General features: G+C 40.8%; 16 protein-coding genes, 1 tRNA gene and 3 pseudogenes. 10 read left to right on the plus strand and 10 right to left on the minus strand.

Features of this window, described 5'->3' with window-relative positions:
* The 5 genes and pseudogenes from I8751_RS16595 to I8751_RS16615 all read left to right on the plus strand — a co-directional run.
* Positions 1-348 (plus strand): annotated as a pseudogene (locus I8751_RS16595) (IS4 family transposase); the annotation flags it as partial.
* Entirely contained in the window at positions 317-1,252 is a 936-nt protein-coding gene (locus I8751_RS16600) for a 7TM domain-containing protein (RefSeq protein ID WP_318780338.1), read from the plus strand. The pseudogene I8751_RS16595 and the gene I8751_RS16600, both read left to right, overlap by 32 nt.
* Positions 1,253-1,258: 6 nt before the next feature.
* Positions 1,259-2,218, plus strand: coding sequence for an alpha-L-glutamate ligase-like protein (locus I8751_RS16605; RefSeq protein ID WP_214440252.1), 960 nt, complete (start codon positions 1,259-1,261; stop codon positions 2,216-2,218).
* Between the two features lie 594 nt (positions 2,219-2,812).
* Positions 2,813-4,132 (plus strand): efflux RND transporter periplasmic adaptor subunit, encoded by a 1,320-nt coding sequence (locus I8751_RS16610; RefSeq protein ID WP_214440253.1) that lies wholly within the window; start codon positions 2,813-2,815, stop codon positions 4,130-4,132.
* A 501-nt stretch (positions 4,133-4,633) separates the two neighbouring features.
* Positions 4,634-5,380 (plus strand): DUF561 domain-containing protein, encoded by a 747-nt coding sequence (locus I8751_RS16615; RefSeq protein ID WP_214440254.1) that lies wholly within the window; start codon positions 4,634-4,636, stop codon positions 5,378-5,380.
* Positions 5,381-5,724: 344 nt separating this feature from the next.
* On the opposite strand, the gene I8751_RS16620 is transcribed toward I8751_RS16615, so the two are convergent.
* The 3 genes from I8751_RS16620 to I8751_RS16630 form a co-directional block, all read right to left on the minus strand.
* Complete coding sequence (locus tag I8751_RS16620) at positions 5,725-5,904, minus strand: hypothetical protein (RefSeq protein ID WP_214440255.1); 180 nt, start codon at positions 5,902-5,904, stop codon at positions 5,725-5,727.
* A 226-nt stretch (positions 5,905-6,130) separates the two neighbouring features.
* A complete protein-coding gene (locus tag I8751_RS16625) occupies positions 6,131-7,225 on the minus strand; it encodes a hemopexin repeat-containing protein (protein ID WP_214440256.1) in 1,095 nt (364 codons plus the stop codon).
* Positions 7,226-8,065: 840 nt separating this feature from the next.
* Positions 8,066-9,214 (minus strand): DegT/DnrJ/EryC1/StrS family aminotransferase, encoded by a 1,149-nt coding sequence (locus I8751_RS16630; protein WP_214440257.1) that lies wholly within the window; start codon positions 9,212-9,214, stop codon positions 8,066-8,068.
* A 258-nt stretch (positions 9,215-9,472) separates the two neighbouring features.
* On the opposite strand from I8751_RS16630, the gene I8751_RS16635 reads away from it, so the two are divergent.
* The 3 genes from I8751_RS16635 (at position 9,473) to I8751_RS16645 (ending at position 13,112) form a co-directional block, all read left to right on the plus strand.
* Positions 9,473-10,249: an ABC transporter permease gene (locus tag I8751_RS16635; protein WP_214440258.1), complete on the plus strand. Its 777-nt coding sequence runs from the start codon at positions 9,473-9,475 to the stop codon at positions 10,247-10,249.
* A gap of 70 nt (positions 10,250-10,319) precedes the next feature.
* The gene (locus I8751_RS16640; protein ID WP_214440259.1) at positions 10,320-11,066 is read left to right on the plus strand and encodes a dienelactone hydrolase family protein; all 747 of its coding nucleotides are present in this window, start codon (positions 10,320-10,322) and stop codon (positions 11,064-11,066) included.
* Positions 11,067-11,270: 204 nt separating this feature from the next.
* Positions 11,271-13,112, plus strand: coding sequence for a tetratricopeptide repeat protein (locus I8751_RS16645; RefSeq protein ID WP_214440260.1), 1,842 nt, complete (start codon positions 11,271-11,273; stop codon positions 13,110-13,112).
* 294 nt (positions 13,113-13,406) lie between these two features.
* Here the strand turns inward: I8751_RS16645 and I8751_RS16650 are convergent.
* A pseudogene (locus I8751_RS16650) lies at positions 13,407-13,595 on the minus strand (acyltransferase family protein); the annotation flags it as partial.
* Positions 13,596-13,977: 382 nt separating this feature from the next.
* Between I8751_RS16650 and I8751_RS16655 the strand changes: the two are divergent.
* Positions 13,978-14,577 (plus strand): MBL fold metallo-hydrolase, encoded by a 600-nt coding sequence (locus I8751_RS16655; protein WP_214440261.1) that lies wholly within the window; start codon positions 13,978-13,980, stop codon positions 14,575-14,577.
* A 602-nt stretch (positions 14,578-15,179) separates the two neighbouring features.
* On the opposite strand, the gene I8751_RS16660 is transcribed toward I8751_RS16655, so the two are convergent.
* The 6 genes from I8751_RS16660 to I8751_RS16685 all read right to left on the minus strand — a co-directional run bounded on the left by I8751_RS16660 (position 15,180) and on the right by I8751_RS16685 (position 18,363).
* On the minus strand, positions 15,180-15,512 hold the full coding sequence (locus I8751_RS16660; RefSeq protein ID WP_214440262.1) for a hypothetical protein: 333 nt from the start codon (positions 15,510-15,512) through the stop codon (positions 15,180-15,182).
* 369 nt (positions 15,513-15,881) lie between these two features.
* Positions 15,882-16,223, minus strand: coding sequence for a hypothetical protein (locus I8751_RS16665; protein ID WP_214440263.1), 342 nt, complete (start codon positions 16,221-16,223; stop codon positions 15,882-15,884).
* A 40-nt stretch (positions 16,224-16,263) separates the two neighbouring features.
* Positions 16,264-16,335 (minus strand) — tRNA-Asn (locus I8751_RS16670).
* A 142-nt stretch (positions 16,336-16,477) separates the two neighbouring features.
* Positions 16,478-17,029, minus strand: a complete 552-nt coding sequence (locus I8751_RS16675) for an NYN domain-containing protein (RefSeq protein WP_214440264.1) — start codon at positions 17,027-17,029, stop codon at positions 16,478-16,480.
* A 370-nt stretch (positions 17,030-17,399) separates the two neighbouring features.
* A complete protein-coding gene (locus I8751_RS16680; protein ID WP_214440265.1) occupies positions 17,400-18,077 on the minus strand; it encodes an ABC transporter ATP-binding protein in 678 nt (225 codons plus the stop codon).
* A gap of 13 nt (positions 18,078-18,090) precedes the next feature.
* The gene (locus I8751_RS16685) at positions 18,091-18,363 is read right to left on the minus strand and encodes a hypothetical protein (RefSeq protein WP_214440266.1); all 273 of its coding nucleotides are present in this window, start codon (positions 18,361-18,363) and stop codon (positions 18,091-18,093) included.
* Between the two features lie 321 nt (positions 18,364-18,684).
* On the opposite strand from I8751_RS16685, the pseudogene I8751_RS16690 reads away from it, so the two are divergent.
* Positions 18,685-19,047 (plus strand): annotated as a pseudogene (locus I8751_RS16690) (photosystem II D2 protein (photosystem q(a) protein)); the annotation flags it as partial.

A 19,047-nucleotide genomic window follows, 5' to 3' on the forward strand; every position in this document is an offset into this window, starting at 1 on the left:
TTCCGTGATTGCAAGACTGGTGGCTATAATCTTGAATCTACTTCTGCTGATGGTCAACGATTGATGGCACTGATTTTATTAATTGCTATCGCCTATACTTGTGCTGTTTTAGCAGGTCGTAACTCTCGTCAAATGGGATTACAAAAATATATTGGTCGTCTGAAGGAATTAAACCGACTACATCGCCGACATAGCGCATTTTGGGTTGGTTTGTATGGCCAATTATGGGTGGGTGCAATGGAGTTTTGGGCTGATTTAGCTCATGATTTAATGCGTTTAAAGCCCAGTAAACTACCCTATTTTCGCAAGGGTCTACGTGCTATGTCTCTTATCCAGTCTGCTTTGTAGCTTCTTTGTCACCCCTTCCGCTGATTTTGTTGAATGGCTAGAGGTGCAATCAGGCGATCGCTGGTTAGCATTCGATCCCGTTGACCGTACTTTTAAAGAGCAAGACCGCTATTTAACTTGGTGGTACGGTTCAGATCGGGTTCTACAAGCCCAAGGAGCCAGCAACGTCGATTTAGAAGTCGTCGTTCAGCCTAATACCGACAATGGACTAACACGAGCCGTTTGGCGCGGTAGAAGAGTCACCAATCCCTTTATCGAATATTCTTTTCTTAGCCTGCCCCTAGCATCTCAGCGAGTCTTTCAGGTACTTGTCCTCATCCCTATAGGTGCGTTAATTATCTCTATTTTGCACCAGATGATCGGGTTAAAAACCTTCGGTACGTTTACGCCAATCCTAATTTCTCTTGCTTTTCGGCAGACTGGATTATTTACTGGCATCCCGCTATTCGTGCTAGTAGTGATTATCGGGCTGCTGTTTCGTGGCTACTTAAATAAATTACAGCTTTTAATTGTGCCTCGACTCGCCGCAATTTTAACTGCAACTGTCTTGGTAGTAGGTTTGTTAGCAGTTGTGATGGAAAGTCTCGATATTAGTCTGGGTTTATCGGTGTCTTTATTCCCGATTGTGATCCTTGCAATGACTATTGAAAGAGCATCAATGATGTGGGAAGAAAATGGTGCAAGAGAAACTATAATTGCTGGACTTAGCACGGTTTTAGCCGCAGTCATTGGGTATTTTTGCATGATTAACGACTATGTAGAACATTGGGTATTTGTCTTCCCGGAACTGTTGTTAGTGGTTTTAGGAATCAATATCTTGGTAGGACGCTACAACGGCTACAAGCTCATTGAGTATTTCCGCTTTATATCGCTCCAGAAACAATTGAATCAAACAAAGGGGTAAGCTGGTATGTTTCCATTTTCACTTGGGCGTTACGGCATTTTAGGAATTAACGCTCGTAACTTGGACTATATTTTCCCCACTAATCCCCGTCGGATTTATCGTCTTGCCGACTCTAAACTAGAAAGCAAAAAAATAGCTCAAAGTATTGGCGTACAGGTTCCAGAAACCTATGGTGTCATTACTTTTCAAAATGAAGTAAAGACATTATCAAAGCTTGTTAGTGGACGCAAAGCTTTTGTGGTCAAACCAGCGAGGGGGAGTGGTGGGGATGGCATCGTAGTGATTAAAGATGTGACAAATGAAGGCTATCGTAAAACAAATGATTTTATTCTCACAACGGAAGACTTACAGTATCACATTTACAACATTCTCAGTGGGATGTTTTCACTAGGAGGCAACAGCGATGTCGCCATCATTGAATACGCCGTACAGTTCGATCCGATCTTTGATCAAATTGCTTATCAAGGTGTCCCCGATATTCGGGTAATTGTTTATCGAGGGGTTCCGGCAATGGCAATGTTGCGCCTGCCAACACGAGCTTCCGACGGTAAGGCAAATTTACACAGAGGTGGCGTTGGCGTTGGCATCGATCTATCTACTGGCAAGACGTTGGCTGGGATTCAAAACAACCGCTACATTGACAATCATCCTGAAACGGGACATTCGTTATGCGATCGCCATATCCCTCATTGGCAAACTATTTTAGAAATGGCTGCCAAGTTAGGCGATAAAACCGAGTTTGGCTATCTTGGGGTTGATATTGTTATTGATCGCGAAAAAGGGCCACTTTTATTAGAAATCAATGCGCGTCCTGGACTTTCGATTCAAATTGCCAATCGAGAGGGTTTAATACCACGATTAGAAGCGATCAATAGTACTTTGCCAAAACTTTCGGGACTTCAAGAAAAAATAGCTTTTGCTCAAGAAAAATTTGCTGTGTTTTCTGGTCACTTACTCTCACTCTAATCTTAGATAAAAACCTTGATCTTTAAAAGTTAGTAATTTAAATTTTTACAACATGCAACATACCAAAATTAGTTATTTAAGCAGAATATTCTTCCTGATCTTAAATTTATAAAATTGTGTCGTTGATGATACAGCAAATAAAAATTTAAAAGGAGAACCTAACTTAATAATTCTAAAATATTTTGTTTTGAGTGTGAAAAATTAACTTCCAGAGATTATGTGATTTTAATCCAAACGCACTCAAGAGATGTTTTAGAGCTAAATAACTTGTCATAGCTGTGTTGTTGAAGTTATTCAATATTCATAAAATTTGTATTAAGTCAATATTGACTGCATAACTACTGTAGATAGGTTAATAGTCATATTGATAACTATGCTTACTAAATGAATTAACTATCTATAGGAGTAGAGTATATATCATTGACCTTTGGGTAGATTATGCAAACTCTCTAAGGCTGTATATTTGAGATAATATATCATACAACTCATCATAATACCTCATCCTAAATCAGTACTTTTATCCCACTTCCACAGCCCAAATCCTGATGCAGTTATATTTAATTTGTTAATTTGTTTTTAGGTTCTCTTTAAGCCATGACATCCCCTGAGCCTCAAACTGATTTTGGAGAAAATGTTCCACAAACTTCTTATGAGCCACCTCCCAAACAACGGCGGTGGCTTCGGTTATTTTTAGCTTTAATACTACTGATAGGGGGTGGAACAGCTATAGTTTGGCGTTTACTCACTCCCACCAATAAAGAACCTTTAACTACTAATGCTCAAACTCCAGGGGTACGAGTCAAGATAACACCAGTGCAAATTGGTACAATAGAAGATAGCACAGATTTTATTGCCAGCCTTGAGTCCCGACGTTCGGTAAAGCTCCAGCCGAAAATTCAAGGTCAAGTCACCCAAATATTTGTCAGATCAGGAGATCCAATTGCAGCAGGAGCAGCAGTTATCCAAATAGATCCTAGGCAACAAAAAACAGCAGTCAGTAGTATCGATGCTGCGGTTCAAGCGGCTAGGACACAGCTGGAAAATGCCCGTGCTACTCTTAAATCCCTGGAAGCAGAACGATTATCCAACATTGCTGATTTGCAATTAAATCAGCAAGACTACGAAAGGTATGAAAATTTGGCAGATGAGGGAGCCGTATCTCAACAGACTAAAGATCAATATGCCAATCGGCTGGCTACGGCTAAGGCTAATCTTGATGCCATTAATTCTAAGATTCAAGCACAACAGGCTACTATCTTGCAGGCGCAAAGAGACTTGCAGCAAGCTCAAGCAAACACTGAAGGTCAAGAAGTCAAACTTCAGTACTACAGAATTACAGCTCCCTTTGGGGGCACAGTTGGTGACATCCTAGTGAAAATAGGTGATTTTGTTAATAGTTCCACCGAACTAGTTACCATTACTCAGAATCGACCTTTAGAAGTCAAAATATTTGTACCACTGGAGCGAGGGGCACAATTACGTAAAGGAATGCCTGTGGAGATTATGAATACACAAGGTAAAACCATAGGCACTAGTAGAGTATTTTTAATTTCACCAAGTGCTAGCAATAATACTCAATCGATATTAATCAAAGCACTGTTTAACAATTCACAAGGTCAGTTACGGGCAGATCAATTAGTGCGGGCTAGAGTGGTTTGGAATCAACGTTCTGGAGTCTTAATCCCAACTACAGCAATCTCTCGTGTCGCTGGGGAAGCTTTTGTCTATGTAGCGCAAACACAAACATCACCCAAAGGAGTTTCTCAATTAGTAGCTAGACGAAAATCAGTGAAGTTAGGTGATATCAGAAACAATAATTACCAAGTTCTTGAAGGATTAAAACCAGAAGACAAAATTGTCATTTCAGGACTTCTGAATCTGAAGGATGGCGTTCCGATTGTTCCTGAATCTTAGTTGCAGAGATGCGATAAATGGCCGTCTCTACAGCAAATGTATTCTTCAATCATTTTTTGAAACATTACTAAGGTAATAAATATCTTTAACACAAGTGAAATAAATCTAAGGCAGGTTTAGTAGGAAAAGTTGCAATTTTTACTGGTGCATCACGGGGAATCGGCCGAGCGATCGCCATGATTGAATCACCGCAAATACTCTAAATAACACAACTACAATCTTTTGATGTTTTGATCGATGCTATACGTAGGCGATCGCTATTAGTAAGTCTGCGTCAATCACTTACGGGTATCTTCGAGCAAGATTGGCAACCCCCATCATTCTCAAGGTGGCTTTTTGTAATTGAGTCAAGCCTATAACTCTTTACAAATGGCGAACATTCCCAATAGCCAAACTATTAAGATTTTGCAAATGTCATAGTTATTTTGGCTGGCTCTCCACTCCCTTCAACAGAGGGACGGTAGAATAGACCTTATTTTCGTAGCTACAAAAAACGAAACCATGACAATGCATTCTACTCTCCAACAAGCATTTACCAACCACCGCGTCCTGAAAGTAATTAGCGGTTTGAATAACTTTGATAGCGATCGCGTCGCTGTTATTATTAAAGCTGCTGAACTTGGCGGTGCTACTTTTGTTGATATTGCCGCCGATCCTGCTTTAGTTCAACTAGCTAAAAACTTGATTAATTTACCAGTCTGTGTATCAGCAGTAGAACCAGAAAAATTTGTTCAAGCTGTAGCAGCTGGTGCAGATTTGATTGAAATCGGCAATTTTGACTCGTTTTATGCCCAAGGACGGCGTTTTGAGGCTGAAGAAGTTTTGGCACTAACTCACCAAACTCGCGCCTTACTCCCAGAAATTACCTTATCTGTTACCGTTCCTCACATTCTGACCCTAGATCAACAGGTGCAATTAGCAGAGGAACTAGTCAAAGCTGGAGCCGATATTATTCAAACCGAAGGTGGTACTAGCAGCAACCCATCTCACCCTGGAACTTTGGGATTAATTGAAAAAGCTGCTCCCACCTTGGCAGCAGCTTATGAAATTTCCCGCACAGTATCAGTACCTGTATTGTGTGCTTCAGGTATTTCTAACGTCACAGCACCATTAGCTTTAGCCTCTGGTGCAGCTGGTGTTGGTGTTGGTTCTGCTATTAACCAACTCAATAGCGAAGTAGCCATGATTGCTGCTGTGCGTGGCTTAGTAGAAGCTTTAGCAGCAACACGAGCGTTGAAAGCTGGGTAACATAAACTGCCTGGAACTTCAGTTCCAGGCTATTAACAAGAATAGTATGCAAATATTTGGAATTTTTACTGGGTTATTAGAACGCTTATTCAGCTAAGTTAAGAAAAGCAAGTAAGAGACGGCTCCTTTGCAAAGGCTATCAATCACTGTTGGCAAAAGTTTCAGGTAGCCAGTACTGCAAAACTTCCTTGCGAAGCAAAGGCTATAGGCTACGCTCCACTATAAGTGATCGCTTGTAAGAAGAAATAAAGGGAAAAAACCGACTCCTGAAAATTCAGAAGTCGGTCAAAGAAAAGTTAGTTCTTATTTAAGGCAATAAGAGTGAAGGGCTTAACTACATAGCCTTAAATTTCTGTTGATAGTTGTAGTCCGTAAGCTACCCAACCGACTATCTCGGAGGTATGATTGCCATCACTTCGATTGCCAATACCAACAACTTCGTCAATACTGATCTCAAAACCTGAAGAAGTTACATTTTTGATTCTTAAACTGGGTGTGTCAGTCCCATTAGAGGTTTGGGTCATTGGTATAACTACTACTTTCTAAACATCTCAAAAATTGGTTTACGAATTGCTGCTACTGTACCTCATAAGCTCCGAATATGCTGTAAATAACCCCCGCCTTCATATTTAAGGCTGGGGTAAAGAATAGTTGTTTAGTTATCTCGAAAAATGTAAATTCATACTCCGATTTAGGAACGCCGAAAATCGATGGTTTTGAAGATTTTGAGCTTCTGGCTAAAATCGTTGGCTAAAACGCAGTCGCAGCATCGATTCCATCGGCAAAGGCATCTAGTCCAGTCCAATTGCCTTTAATCGGTTTTGGATAACCCTCATCGGCTTTGTCGGCAGCAATATCGTAGCGAATAAACTCAGATCCGCTGAATAAATAAACTTTACCATTACCTAGATTCAGGGCGGCATCGATATTTAAAAAATGAACTCCAGGCCAATAAGATGCAATGTGAAAACTATCACCTGTGGCTCGCTCGGCAGCAATCTCATAGCGAGCATAATTACTACCTTTGAAGAAATAAACTTTGCCCTTGTCTAGATTGACGGCAGCATCAATATCTTGATCGAAGCCATCCATTCCAGCCCAATTGTCTTTAATCGGTTTTGGATAACCACTATCAATTTGAGCAGTAGGCGCATCGTAGCGAATATACTCAGAGCCTTTGAACACATAAATCTTCTCATTGTCCCAATGTAGAGCAGCATCGAACTCGTCAGCGAAGGCATGTAATCCAGGCCAATTGTCTTTAATCGGTTTTGGATAACCCTCATCGGCTCGATCAGCAGCAATATCAAACTGGATATACTGGCCTCCTTTGAAAAAATAGGCTTTTTTCAAAGGATTTGAGATGGGGCGATCGCGGGGGTCGAGGAGACTAGAAGAAATGTCTGTGAGATTAAAAGTGAGTGCATCACTCTCATTAGTCGTTGTCACGATATAGAAAAAATTGTCGCAAGCATCATTTTTGTACTTGTTCCCTTTTTTGAACCAATGTTTAGTTCCATTCCTAATAGTAAATAATTTCACGGTAGATCCGTTATCACTAAAATCACCAGCTAAATAACTGTAGTCGGATTGAACGTAGAGATAGCCACCGTTGTAGGTTAGCCATTTGTCTTTATAGGGACCATCATAAAACTTGAAGGAACATCGATCAGTATCAAAAATCTCCATCGTAAAATAGGCAACATAGGCATCATCAGTAGATAAGCACAGATACTTACTGTACGATTCTGTACAGGTCGATGTTAAAAAGTGTTTGTATTCGTATTTAACTCCTACAAGCTCGTGTCCCACAGATAACTTGACATATCTTTTTTGATTTTCCATTTTAATTCTCCATTGAAGTTGAATGCAATTGGGTAGCCACCGAGATAACTGCAAAATGGGACACGTTGTAAAGTTTTATAAAGCTAATTGTCAAAAACCTTGATTTACCGTTGTTTCAGCCTCAACCTAAACTTAACTATTCAAATGAAGAAATTCCCGAAAAGGGTCATTTATGGGCAAGTGTAAAGGACGGAAAGGCGTAAAAGCTTGGTTTTACCGTGCAAAAATTTGATTCGCCCTACATAATTTTTGGGCAAGTTAGTAAATAAGCAAGGAGATGTTTGCAATATTTATTTACAACGTGTCTCTTTTTACAGGTATCTCGGCGGCTACCCAATTTATAAAACGATTAAAAATATATTCACTCTTCAAAGCACAAAAGACAAGGACAGATAAGACAGTTAAGACAGTTAAGTAAACGTTTAAATAAACTTAAAATAACAGCTTAATTGCTTTTTAATAACTTCATAAAAGCCTACTAATGTGCGACCGTGCAATAGAGATGCTCGGCATTGGCTAAATATTTTTCCCATCTACTAGCCCCGACCGACCAAGAACAGTTAACAGCATTGGCTACCAAAAGCTTTGATTAATAAGGCTTAGGAGTAAGATAAGAAAATTTCGTTGCTTAATTTTTGCTTACTTGTGCCAAGACCCATAAGTAAAGCCTTGATAATTAGAGACAGGCATTGATTGAAATCTATGTTATGCGATCGCATACAGCACTGCACTCGGCACAATCGCCAACAAGTTAATAAAAAATAATAGCCCCTGCGGCGGACAGGTTGCCAAAATAGTTATTTGGGAGCCACTGTAGTAGTGTGGCTCCTCAGCACTCTATTAAACCAAACAATCTTTCAGTGCATAAATCACTTGGTCTTGCTGTTCATGGGTTAATTCTGGGAACATGGGCAAAGATAAAACCTCATGACAAGCTAACTCTGCTACTGGCAATTGTTTTGGCTGATAACCTAGATGTTGATAAACTGGCTGTAAATGTAAAGGATGGGGATAGTAAACCATTGAACTTACTCCCCGTTCTTGCAATTGACTACGTACTGAATCTCGATATGTCGTGCTAGAACCATTTCGCCCTTCGCTGGAGATGCGAATGGTGTATTGATTCCACACGCTAAGTCCTCCAGCTAATTCCTGGGGTGCAATGATACCGGGAACTTGAGTTAGAAACTGCTGGTAATAAGCGGCGATCGCCCGCCGTTGATTATTCCATTGATCGAGATAACGCAGCTTAATTTGCAGAATAGCCGCTTGCATAGTATCCAAGCGGCTATTTACACCAATTTCTTCGTAGTAGTAGCGATTTTTCTGTCCATGCTCTTTGAGTACTCTTAACTTAGCAGCAAGTTCAGGATCATTAGTCGTAATCGCTCCACCATCGCCACAACCACCTAAATTTTTAGTAGGGTAAAAACTAAAACAACCTACATGGCCAATGCTGCCAACCTTTTGACCATCCCAACTTGCACCTGTAGATTGAGCGCAATCTTCAACTACAGCTAAATTATGAGACGAAGCGATCGCCATCAGTGCTGTCATATCCACAGGTTGTCCAAATAAATGCACTGGGATAATGGCTTTGGTTTTGGGTGTAATCGCCGCAGCTACTTGCTGCAAATCTAAATTAAATGTAGTAGTGTCTATATCAACAAAAATCGGCTTTGCACCTACAGCACTGATCACCTCAGCCGTGGCGACAAAGGTAAAGGGTGTGGTGATTACTTCATCGCCTATACCAATTTCTAAAGCTCGCAATGCTAAGAAAAGCGCATCAGTGCCAGAGTTACAAGCTATACAATTAGTAACACCATGATAGGCTGCAAACTGTTGTTCAAAAGCTTCTACTAAAGGGCCGCCAATATAACGGCCAGACGACAAAACTTCTAAAACGGCTGCACTTACTTCTGCTTCGATAGTGACGTATTGTTGCTTGATATCAAAGGCAGGAATAGAATTTATGCTTTGGATCATGAGTTTAATTTTATCTGAAGATACAAAGGATGCTCTTCGACAATCGATTTTTGCTGATTGAAGTGTTCAAAAAGCCTGCAAAAGACTGTCGCCCCTGATACGCATCAAAGAAGGGTTTTTACTGAAATTATTTTATGGTTAAGGATACCATTGCTTGGTAGAAAAGATGATACATATCAACCAAGATCCGACACTTGGAATTAAAGTTCCAGGTGTGTATGTTGTTCTGATCACAAAATCCCAGGAGGTAAAGAACTCATGCCAGATTTAATCAAGTTAGACTTAGTTGATTTGGCTGTTGCTGTAGGACTAATGGCGATCGCTATTGGTTTATCTGCTTGGGAAAAATTGGGACTAGAGTTAAGCTTAGCGATCGCTACGGGCAGAACCATCCTACAACTACTCGTACTGGGATACGTTTTAGACTTCATCTTTGCTTTGGATAATCCTTGGGCGGTTTTGGCGATATTAGCAATAATGCTGACAATAACGGCGATTGTCGCACGAAATCGCATCAGCCAAAAAATTCCATATCTCTTGGCTTTAGTATGGGGTGCAATTTTAGTTAGTACTGCTTTAACATTGCTTTACACCAATATGTTGATTATTCAACCGAATCGATGGTATGAACCACGATATGTAATTCCCTTGGCGGGAATGATTATTGGTAATAGCATGAATGCAGCAGCGATCGCTGGTGAACGTCTTGTTAGCACCATTAATACCCTTTCTTTAGAAATAGAAACTCACTTAAGTTTAGGCGCAACTCCTGGGCAAGCAGTTAGCCAGTACCGCAAAGAAGCTATTAGAGCTGCATTCCTCCCTACACTCAATCAAATGATGTTAATCGGTATGGTAGCACTACCAGGAATCACCAGCGGACAATTACTGGCGGGAGTGACACCCCTTGATGCGATCTCCTACGAAATTTTAATTATTTTTATGGTTGCTGTTAGCAACTTGTTAACAGCGATTTTAGTTACTAAAGGTTTGTGCCGCCAGTTTTTCAATTCCGCCGCGCAGCTGATCAGATGATAAGTATCCAGATTTCACTACCCGCTGATGTAGAAGCTAATGAAAGTAAGCGTTATAGAGAGGCAACAAAGTGCAAATCACCAAACGCAATATCGAGTTGAAAGTCAATGACAGTTTGATGCGCGTTTATGTAGCATCTCCTAAACCACCAAGTATTTACCCAGGTATTTTGTTCTATAGCGATATTTACCAGCTAGGTGGGGCGATGATTCGTCTAGCTAATTACCTAGCTGGATATGGTTATGTCGTAGCAGCTCCAGAAATTTTTCATCGCCTGGAGCCAATTGGTTTGGTTATTGAGCCAGATGATCTTGGTCGAATGCGGGGTAATGATGATGCTCGTCGGACTGCGATCGCAGATTATGATGCTGATTGTCGTGCTGTGATTGATTTTTTGAAAGCAGATAGTTCGGTTGCTCCTAGTCAAATAGGCACACTAGGTTTTTGTATTGGTGGACACTTAGCTTTTCGAGCAGCCTTTCAAAGTGAAATTAGAGCTTCTGTCTGCTGTTACCCGACTGGCATTCCCAGTGGCAAACTGGGTCAGGGGATAGCCGATACAATCCACCGTGTAAGTGAAGTTAATGGTGAGATGCTCATTGTACTAGGAACTCTTGATCCTCACGTACCGGAAAATGACCGTCAAATTTTAATCAAAGCTCTAGAAAATGCCAACGTAACTTACAAAGTAGTTTTATATGAAGCAGAACATACCTTCATGCGTGACGACGGTTATCGTTACGATTCAGCTGCCACGACCTCTGCTTGGTCTGAAATAGTAACTTTCTTTGCAGGTATATTTGCAGATAATTCTTAATTCGTAAGGGACTTCCAAGAAAAAAAATATTCCATTGACAGTCAACAGTCAACAACTTAAAGCGGAATAATTTATTTTTTGGAGTTCCCTAATTCAAACAAAGCTAAGTATGGCCTAGCCTATATTTACATGACTTAAAGTAATGTTCTCTCCTTAGTGTCGGAACTAGAATTAGAATTAATGTGATGTTCTCCAGCAGCTAAAGTGACAGAATCTCTGCCATTGCGCGATCGCTATCTCGCTTTAATCGACGAAATCGTCCAACTCACCCTCCAGGGCAAAATTAGCTCTGTAGAGATGGTGTACCAAATGTTGCAAAAAAGCATAACCTCCGGCACGGGGGAAATATTTGAACTAGTTTTAAGCGATCGCTTCAGTGCTATCCAAAGTCAAGTAGATAATGAAACAGATGAACTCAAGAAAGCCAAGGCTAGCCGGAGTTTGAGGGCAATCAAAACCATTCAAAGTCAATGGCAACGCTACTCAGAACAAAACAAAGCTACAGAAGCAATCGCCTCAGCAGCCAGAGAAATCACTACAGCTTCTGTTGATGAACGTCTAGCTACATTTTTACGTTTTACTGACCCCAATCAAAAGCAACCGCTGAATGTCCAACAACTACAGCAGTTATCTAAAGCTTTACAACAATTTGCCCAGGCTGATGCTGATTTACAGCAAATATCACAAGGCATTACCCGTGGCTTAACAGCTTGGCAGCGACTCCAAGACCACTTAGTAAGTTGGATGTATGAACAAAACCGAGAATTGGGATTTGGCGGTGTACCTGGAGAAAATGGCCCGTGGGCAACTTGGGCAAAGCAAGTTAATAGTGAGTTACCCAAAACACTGTTTCGTACTCTAGCGATGGAGCAATCTGCAATTGAATTTGCCGAAAGACAACGCGGTGTTACCCTCAGTGATTGGGTAGAGATAGCATTGATTTTACAATATGTGCAACGGGGTTTAGTTAACTGGTTTGATCAACAAGCTTACAATGTGCAAGCAGGGTCGAAATTGTCAATTTCTACTTTCTTGACATTTGCAGTGATTTGGAGTCAATTAGCAAACGGTTTTCGTAGTACGGCTATTTATAGCAATGCAGCTTCTCAAATCATGCTCCAGATTTTGCGAACCTTTGCCCTACGCCCATATTTTCCCCTTTATGGCGGGATTTTTGCCTCTTTCGCTGGTAACTCTTTGCGGGATGCCTTAGATTATCTCGATGAACCACTACGCCGAGTTGACGGAACCCAGGAAAAAGCGCGAATATTAACACTTTTAGGTTATTCACAACGAGCATTAGGGCAATATCGGCGTTCTATCACCTTTCATCAACAAGCATTAGAGATAGCCAGAAATGCAGGCGATCGCCCCTGCGAAATTGCCAATTTCAATCACCTCAGCCGTACTTATGTCCAAGAACAAAACTATGCTGAAGCAATTAACCATAGTCAGCGAGCATTAATTTTGAGTCGGCAAGCAGGCGATCGCACAGGAGAAGCTAATGCACTGGTCAATTTAGGTTACAGCGAAGTCATGCAGGCGCAAAAGCTGGAACAAATAGAACCAGAAAATTATGAAATGCCAATTAGTTATTTAAAACAAGGTTTAAAATTATCAGAACAATTAGGCGATATTCAAAGTAAAGCCTTATGTTTTAGCAGCTTAGGTGTTGCCTATCTTGTTATAGGACAGCCGCAAGATGCAATTCAATATCTAGAAAATGGCTTTAAAACAGCCCAAATTTCTGGTGATTTGTATCTCCAAGGGCGGAATTTAGCTTATTTAGCTGAAGCTTATTATCATCTGCAAAATTCTGAAAAAGCTGTTTATACTGGCAGCTTAGGAATGTATCTTTTAGAGCAAATTTCTTCTAATGAATGGCGACAACCAGCGGGTTTATTAACAATAATCCAAGGGCAAGTAGGAACAGAAGCTTTCCAAAATTTATTACAGCAACATCGACCTAAAATTATGGCAATTATTGGTGTAGATGGATATGATTATATTCCGCAGTTGTTAGTAATCTACAAACAAGATATGTAGAAAAGGAAACGAGGCATAAACAATCTTGAGAAAAAGGGAAAGGATGAAGAAACAAACCCTTTAGTCCTTATCCATTCTCTCCTTGTAACTTCTTCACAATGCCAATGCCCTGTACCAAATTTGAATTTATGTTAACTCACCGCATCTTTCATTTTGCGTTTTTTCAAAAAGTTAGACATGAATAACCGTTCAAAGAAGAGCTACAGCATATTTCATTTGGATGAGGTACATTACTTTCGCCTCTAGTCCCTAGCCTCTAGCCCCTTTTTTCGTAAAAGGTGTACTATACCCAACCAAGAAACGCTGTATGTAGTAAAGCGGTAAAATTCGTCGCGATCGCCTTTTAATATAATTAATAAAACTTCCTGATAGCCGACCATTTTCAGAACCTGCTACTGGCAACATCAAAACATAGCCAGAAAGAACAATGAAACTGATAACGCTAAATGCACCATATTTCATCGCTCTAAAAAACAATATCCATAATAAAAGATAACTACTATCTTTACGAAAAAAATACAGCTATAAAAAAGTAACCATTATTCGATTGTTAGTGCTTTATTAAACTTAAGAATTTATGCATAATTATAGCAATAGCTTGCAAAAAAATTCTAGTAAATAAAGTAATTAAATAGCAATCATTCCAGGGTTACATAAAAATATTTATACTTGTGATAGAAAGCAAAGGATACAATCCATCATCCTTTGAATATCGCTCATTTGTTCACAAGCGATCGCACATTTCAGCACAAAGCATGGCAAGTACGGTCTATAAGCTCAAAATCTGTCTTTACCGACTACTTTTTGAACTTATAGACAAAATTATTGATACATTATTGAGAATGACTATTAATACAGCACTATTATGAAATCTCTACACCGTTCTGACTTATATGGCTGGTCTATTTTCAATCCTGCGAGAAATATAGATTTCAATGGAATTGCCTGGATTCGTCCCGGTGGTAACATCTTGATTGACCCAGTAGCTCTATCTAACCATGATTGGAATCATTTGCAATCTCTGGGTGGTGTGCTTTGGATTGTACTGACAAACTCTGAACATATTAGGGCGGCTAAAGAAATTGCTGATCAAACCTATGCAAAAATAGCCGGCCCTGCGGGAGAAAAAGACTCTTTCCCATTACTTTGCGATCGCTGGCTCTCTGATGGTGATGAGTTAGTACCAGGACTTAAGACTATTGAACTCCAAGGCTCTAAAACCCCAGGTGAACTAGCTCTGTTACTAGAAGAAACAACCTTGATTACAGGAGATTTAGTGCGGGCACGTAAAGCAGGTAGCTTGACCATTTTGCCCGATGAAAAGTTGCTGAATCGAGAGCAAGCAATTGCTTCTGTTCGTCGGCTGGCAGATCTGAGTCAGGTAGAAGCGGTATTAGTGGGAGATGGTTGGCCTATCTTCCGCGACGGACGCGATCGCCTCAAGGAACTTGTAGCAACCTTATAGTTGTAGAAGCCAACAAATAGTACATTTTAACTATCAGGATCGAAGATTAAATAACCCTCTTTTATCACTTTGGGAGAACCCAATCGCTGAAAGCCTTTCGAGGCTTTAATTTCTAAGTTTTGGCTATAAATTTTAGTTACTGTTAGAAAATAAAGCCTCAAAGCTTGGCTCAATCAAAGTTTCAGAATATTGCTTCGATTATTGTTTTCCGAGAGTGACAGAACAGGGATAAAATTTAAAATTTGTAGGTTGGGTGGAGCGATAGCGGTACCAACAAGCAGACAAAACCTCTTGCAAAAGTCTTTATTTTCGCACTCTTCTTTGCGCCTTTGTGCGGCAGCCGCTACAACGGAGGGAACCCTTTCGGCAGTCGCTCATGGGGAGCCACTGCGGTGGACGGGTTCCCCGGCATAAAGCAAGTGGCGTGGAAACCCCCATCGCGCAGCGTCTCCCCTTGGGAGAAGACCGCGCTACCTTGTATTTGCGTGAGCTTTTCACACTAATATTCAACAACTCCAAAATATTTATGCAACAAGTCTACAATAATTGCCAATCCAAAATCTAAAATCCAAAATTGTATATCTAGCTTTAGTTATTAATTTCTATGAGTCAGATTTATCAGTATCACTCGGTAAGACTTGAGGCTTTTCCAGTGGTGTTAGCTGTTCTTGGATCTGTTGCTGTTCAGGACTAATTTTTAGCGGTGTATCTGGAGAAGAATGTCTTTTATTGAGTAAAAGTTGAATTTCTTTCTCAAACTGCTCTCTTCCCCGTGTGAAAAAGTTTGGCTCTCTGGGGTAAATTGAGTTAAGTGAATCGTTTAGCGCTGGCGGATTTTCGATAGCACTAATTGGTGCTGTTACTGATAAAATTGTCATAACCAGCGCTGTAACCGCAGTCACGCCAGAAAATGTACCATACAAAAACTTTTTCATGTTAGCCCTCCTCTGAACAAGGCAAACACTTGGTATAAATCCACAGCAATTTCTGATCAAAAAGCTATATCCATTCACCTTATGATATGAATTTTTTGGAGTATTGCTTTTCTTTTTTTAAGCCTAGATTGCAGGTGTTTCCCTGGCAGTATATATTGCCTTTCTATTATTTAGAATAGCTAATACAACAAAAGTCGTTATTAAAATACTCTTGACATAAATCAACTTTTCTGCAATTTCTCCAGCACTTTTGCCAAATACTCATACTGCGATCGCGTATTGTAAATCTGTGCAGAAATTCGCACTAACAACCGAGGTCATTCCTCCCACGGAACTATCTGTACTTGAATACCAAGTTTATCAAACAACTCATTGTGCTACAGCTATAAAATCACGATGTTCTAGCTTTGCAGGCATTGGCACTACTGCCATTGAACCTATCATATCTTCTGGACAAGGTGGTTGCACTTCTAAGGTTTCACAAATGATCTTTCTACCCTCTAACCCTCTACCACTAGCTGATGGTTGCGCTGCATTAATTCCACCCATCCACCAGGTAACAACTAACCCATAAAAATGTAGACGCAGACGTTGTTGAACTTCTAGTATTGCCTTAGGACAAGCACGAAACGACCTATGATTAAGAAACGTCACATATCGGTCAATAAACCATAGTTTCTGAAGTTCAGAAGGATAAAGTTTGAAATTCAATCTTTCATGACTTCATCTTTGGCTCTTCACACTTTTTTAACTCCCCAGACTGGATTCGAACCAGTGACCAATCGATTAACAGTCGATCGCTCTACCGCTGAGCTACTGAGGAACGCTCACGATTTATAATCTTAAACCCAATAGAACGATATGGCAAGTACTTTGGCCAAAATATTTTTTTTTAAAATGCTTAATTATAATTGTATTATCGCTATAACCTTTACTGGTAGACGATTACAGGCTTTCACTCGCATCTACTGTAATCCCATTCGCAATTCAGCTAGACGCTGCCGCGCCTTGGCATCTATAGTGCTAGCTAAAAATCTACTTTTAGATTGTTTGCGTGATTGATACTTATGCCGCATCCGACAAACCGTGGTTTCTACTTCGCCACAGAGTTGTTGTGCCGACAACCATTCAGCTCCATACCCCTGTACCATTAATTGTTGCGCCCGATCTGATGTAGCGACAATTACGCGAGAAACCCGCGATTGGGTGATATGAGGACGCAACGATGCACAAGCTTTTTCGATGTATGTGTCTGCTGTTTGCCCGAAATCAGTAAAATGAACTGATAAAAGCTCGGTAATAATTTGTTTATTACTAGCAGCATTTTGGTATTGAGCATCAAAAACTATTTGAGTTTCATAACCTTGAAATGCACTGTAATTTGTCATTGCTTCAACCAGTTCCCCACGCGCCGCTTCTAACCCAGAATGATCACGGGTTTTTTTCAGGCAAGGCCAAGCACCAATTATGTTGTAGCCGTCCACTAATAAAACGGCTTGGAGTATGGAACGGGGCATGGTTTTTAATCACAATTTTCTAGAGTTAACAAGATCCATTCATAAGATTTATAGTAATTGAAGCATTGCTTGTAACACTATGTTACAGAAGACCAAAAAATGTGATGTTATTCTAAAATTCACCTTGAAAATACTGCATCAACTGCAAACGCGCCCTTGAGAAGCGCGCCGCAGTTGTTAATAATTACTGATTAATTAGCTGGAAAAAGGGCTGAAGGCTGAGTTATTTGTCAGTTGTTAGTTGTCGTTGTCAGTTGCGAGAAGACGAAAGCAACAGGCAACACATAGTTTCCTCATCTTTCCCCGCGTCCCTGCGTCTTCCTCATACCCCCTGCCCTCCTTCTCTTGACAACTTTGGGTTGCCAGATTCCTAGGAGGCTTGGTTATGTCCCTGCATTAGAAGTTCTTTGAGGCGCTGGGGTTCACCCTGATCTATCAAAGAACCATTTTCTAGTAAGAAAGCGCCATCACAGTAATTCAACTCATCTAGGCGATGTGTTACCCATAGGGCTGTAATACCGCGACTTTTGACTAGGCGGCGGACACTAGCCACTAAGTCCAATTGGCTGTCTGGATCGAGTAAAGCTGTGGGTTCATCTAATAATAAGACTTCGCAACGACGGGCGATCGCACCAGCGATCGCTACTCGCTGTTTTTGTCCACCACTCAGGGCATAAATAGGACGTAGTTGTAAGGCACTCAAATTTACTGCCCCCAGCGCCTCATTAACTCTTGCTCTCACAGCAGCAGGTGGCAATTTTTCCTCCACCAATCCAAAAGCCACATCAGCACCAACAGTTGGCATTACTAATTGATGATCAGGATTTTGGAAGACAAAGCCAACAGGATGTAAAACCCAAATTTCACCAGACTTGGGAGCTAATAGCCCCGCCAGTAGCCGGAGTAACGTTGATTTGCCACTGCCATTTGTACCTAAAAGCATCCAAAATTCCCCTCTTGGTACTTCTAGAGAGCAAGATTGGATCGCCTTCTCGCCATTAGGCCAACTGAAATGTAAATCCTTGACCTCAATGCCTACTTCCGCCATTTGTCAACCTTGGTTACTCAGCAGCTACAGCAAAAAAGCCTGGAGGTCTTCCACCACCAGGAGTTGTACCATCTTTCTGAACAATTTGTACTCCAGAAATTTCACTAGCACGCACAGCAATTTTTTTCTCTGTCTTGCCCTCGCATTTAAGTTCCACAAGGTCAGGATTGCCAGAGCGCATTGCTGCCAAAATTAGCTGATAGACGGCCTCAGCATCCTCAGCTGACTTACGTTGTACTGATACAGGAAAAGCAGTGTTTCTGATGCTCAAGTCAATGGTAAACATTTAGCATTAATCAAATCTAACTGTAGGACTCATTTTAGCGTCAGCTGACTGATTTCTGGGGAGTAGGAGTTGATTATTGGATAGAGTTAAAAATTTTTTCTAAGACCCGGTAGCCAGTACCCAAAACCTTTTTCTGTATTTAAATATTAAATTCAACTAAGAATCTACTGGAAAAATTAGCGATTTACACCTAAAATTATTAGAGTCGGTAAAAAATTGTAAACTAGATTGACAACCTAGTTAATTTTCTGCCTATGGATAGCTATAAAATGCAAATCTATAGGTAAACCTGTACTTATAAACATTTGGAGATTTGTTGTAATGACCATCGCAGTAGGACGCGCCCCCAGTAGTAGAGGGTGGTTTGACGTACTAGACGACTGGTTAAAGCGCGATCGCTTCGTATTCGTAGGTTGGTCAGGGATATTATTATTCCCTTGCGCCTTCCTGGCACTAGGCGGTTGGCTAACCGGTACAACCTTCGTCACCTCTTGGTATACCCACGGGTTAGCGTCATCATACTTAGAAGGCTGTAACTTTTTAACAGTAGCAGTATCATCACCAGCAGACAGCATGGGACACTCCCTGTTGTTGCTGTGGGGGCCAGAAGCACAAGGCGACCTCACCCGTTGGTTCCAACTGGGTGGCTTGTGGCCATTCGTGGCGCTACACGGAGCCTTTGCT

This window comes from Atlanticothrix silvestris CENA357, from assembly GCF_016056295.1.
Classification (GTDB): Bacteria; Cyanobacteriota; Cyanobacteriia; order Cyanobacteriales; family Nostocaceae; genus Atlanticothrix; species Atlanticothrix silvestris.

What these genes read in the sequence shown, in the direction of transcription:
- I8751_RS16605 (WP_214440252.1), top strand. Translation starts at nt 1,259, where the DNA reads ATGTTTCCATTTTCACTTGGGCGTTACGGCATTTTAGGAATTAACGCT.
- I8751_RS16610 (WP_214440253.1), top strand. Translation starts at nt 2,813, where the DNA reads ATGACATCCCCTGAGCCTCAAACTGATTTTGGAGAAAATGTTCCACAA.
- I8751_RS16615 (WP_214440254.1), top strand. Translation starts at nt 4,634, where the DNA reads ATGACAATGCATTCTACTCTCCAACAAGCATTTACCAACCACCGCGTC.
- I8751_RS16620 (WP_214440255.1), bottom strand. Translation starts at nt 5,904, where the DNA reads ATGACCCAAACCTCTAATGGGACTGACACACCCAGTTTAAGAATCAAA.
- I8751_RS16625 (WP_214440256.1), bottom strand. Translation starts at nt 7,225, where the DNA reads ATGGAAAATCAAAAAAGATATGTCAAGTTATCTGTGGGACACGAGCTT.
- I8751_RS16630 (WP_214440257.1), bottom strand. Translation starts at nt 9,214, where the DNA reads ATGATCCAAAGCATAAATTCTATTCCTGCCTTTGATATCAAGCAACAA.
- I8751_RS16635 (WP_214440258.1), top strand. Translation starts at nt 9,473, where the DNA reads ATGCCAGATTTAATCAAGTTAGACTTAGTTGATTTGGCTGTTGCTGTA.
- I8751_RS16655 (WP_214440261.1), top strand. Translation starts at nt 13,978, where the DNA reads ATGAAATCTCTACACCGTTCTGACTTATATGGCTGGTCTATTTTCAAT.
- I8751_RS16660 (WP_214440262.1), bottom strand. Translation starts at nt 15,512, where the DNA reads ATGAAAAAGTTTTTGTATGGTACATTTTCTGGCGTGACTGCGGTTACA.
- I8751_RS16675 (WP_214440264.1), bottom strand. Translation starts at nt 17,029, where the DNA reads ATGCCCCGTTCCATACTCCAAGCCGTTTTATTAGTGGACGGCTACAAC.
- I8751_RS16680 (WP_214440265.1), bottom strand. Translation starts at nt 18,077, where the DNA reads ATGGCGGAAGTAGGCATTGAGGTCAAGGATTTACATTTCAGTTGGCCT.
- I8751_RS16685 (WP_214440266.1), bottom strand. Translation starts at nt 18,363, where the DNA reads ATGTTTACCATTGACTTGAGCATCAGAAACACTGCTTTTCCTGTATCA.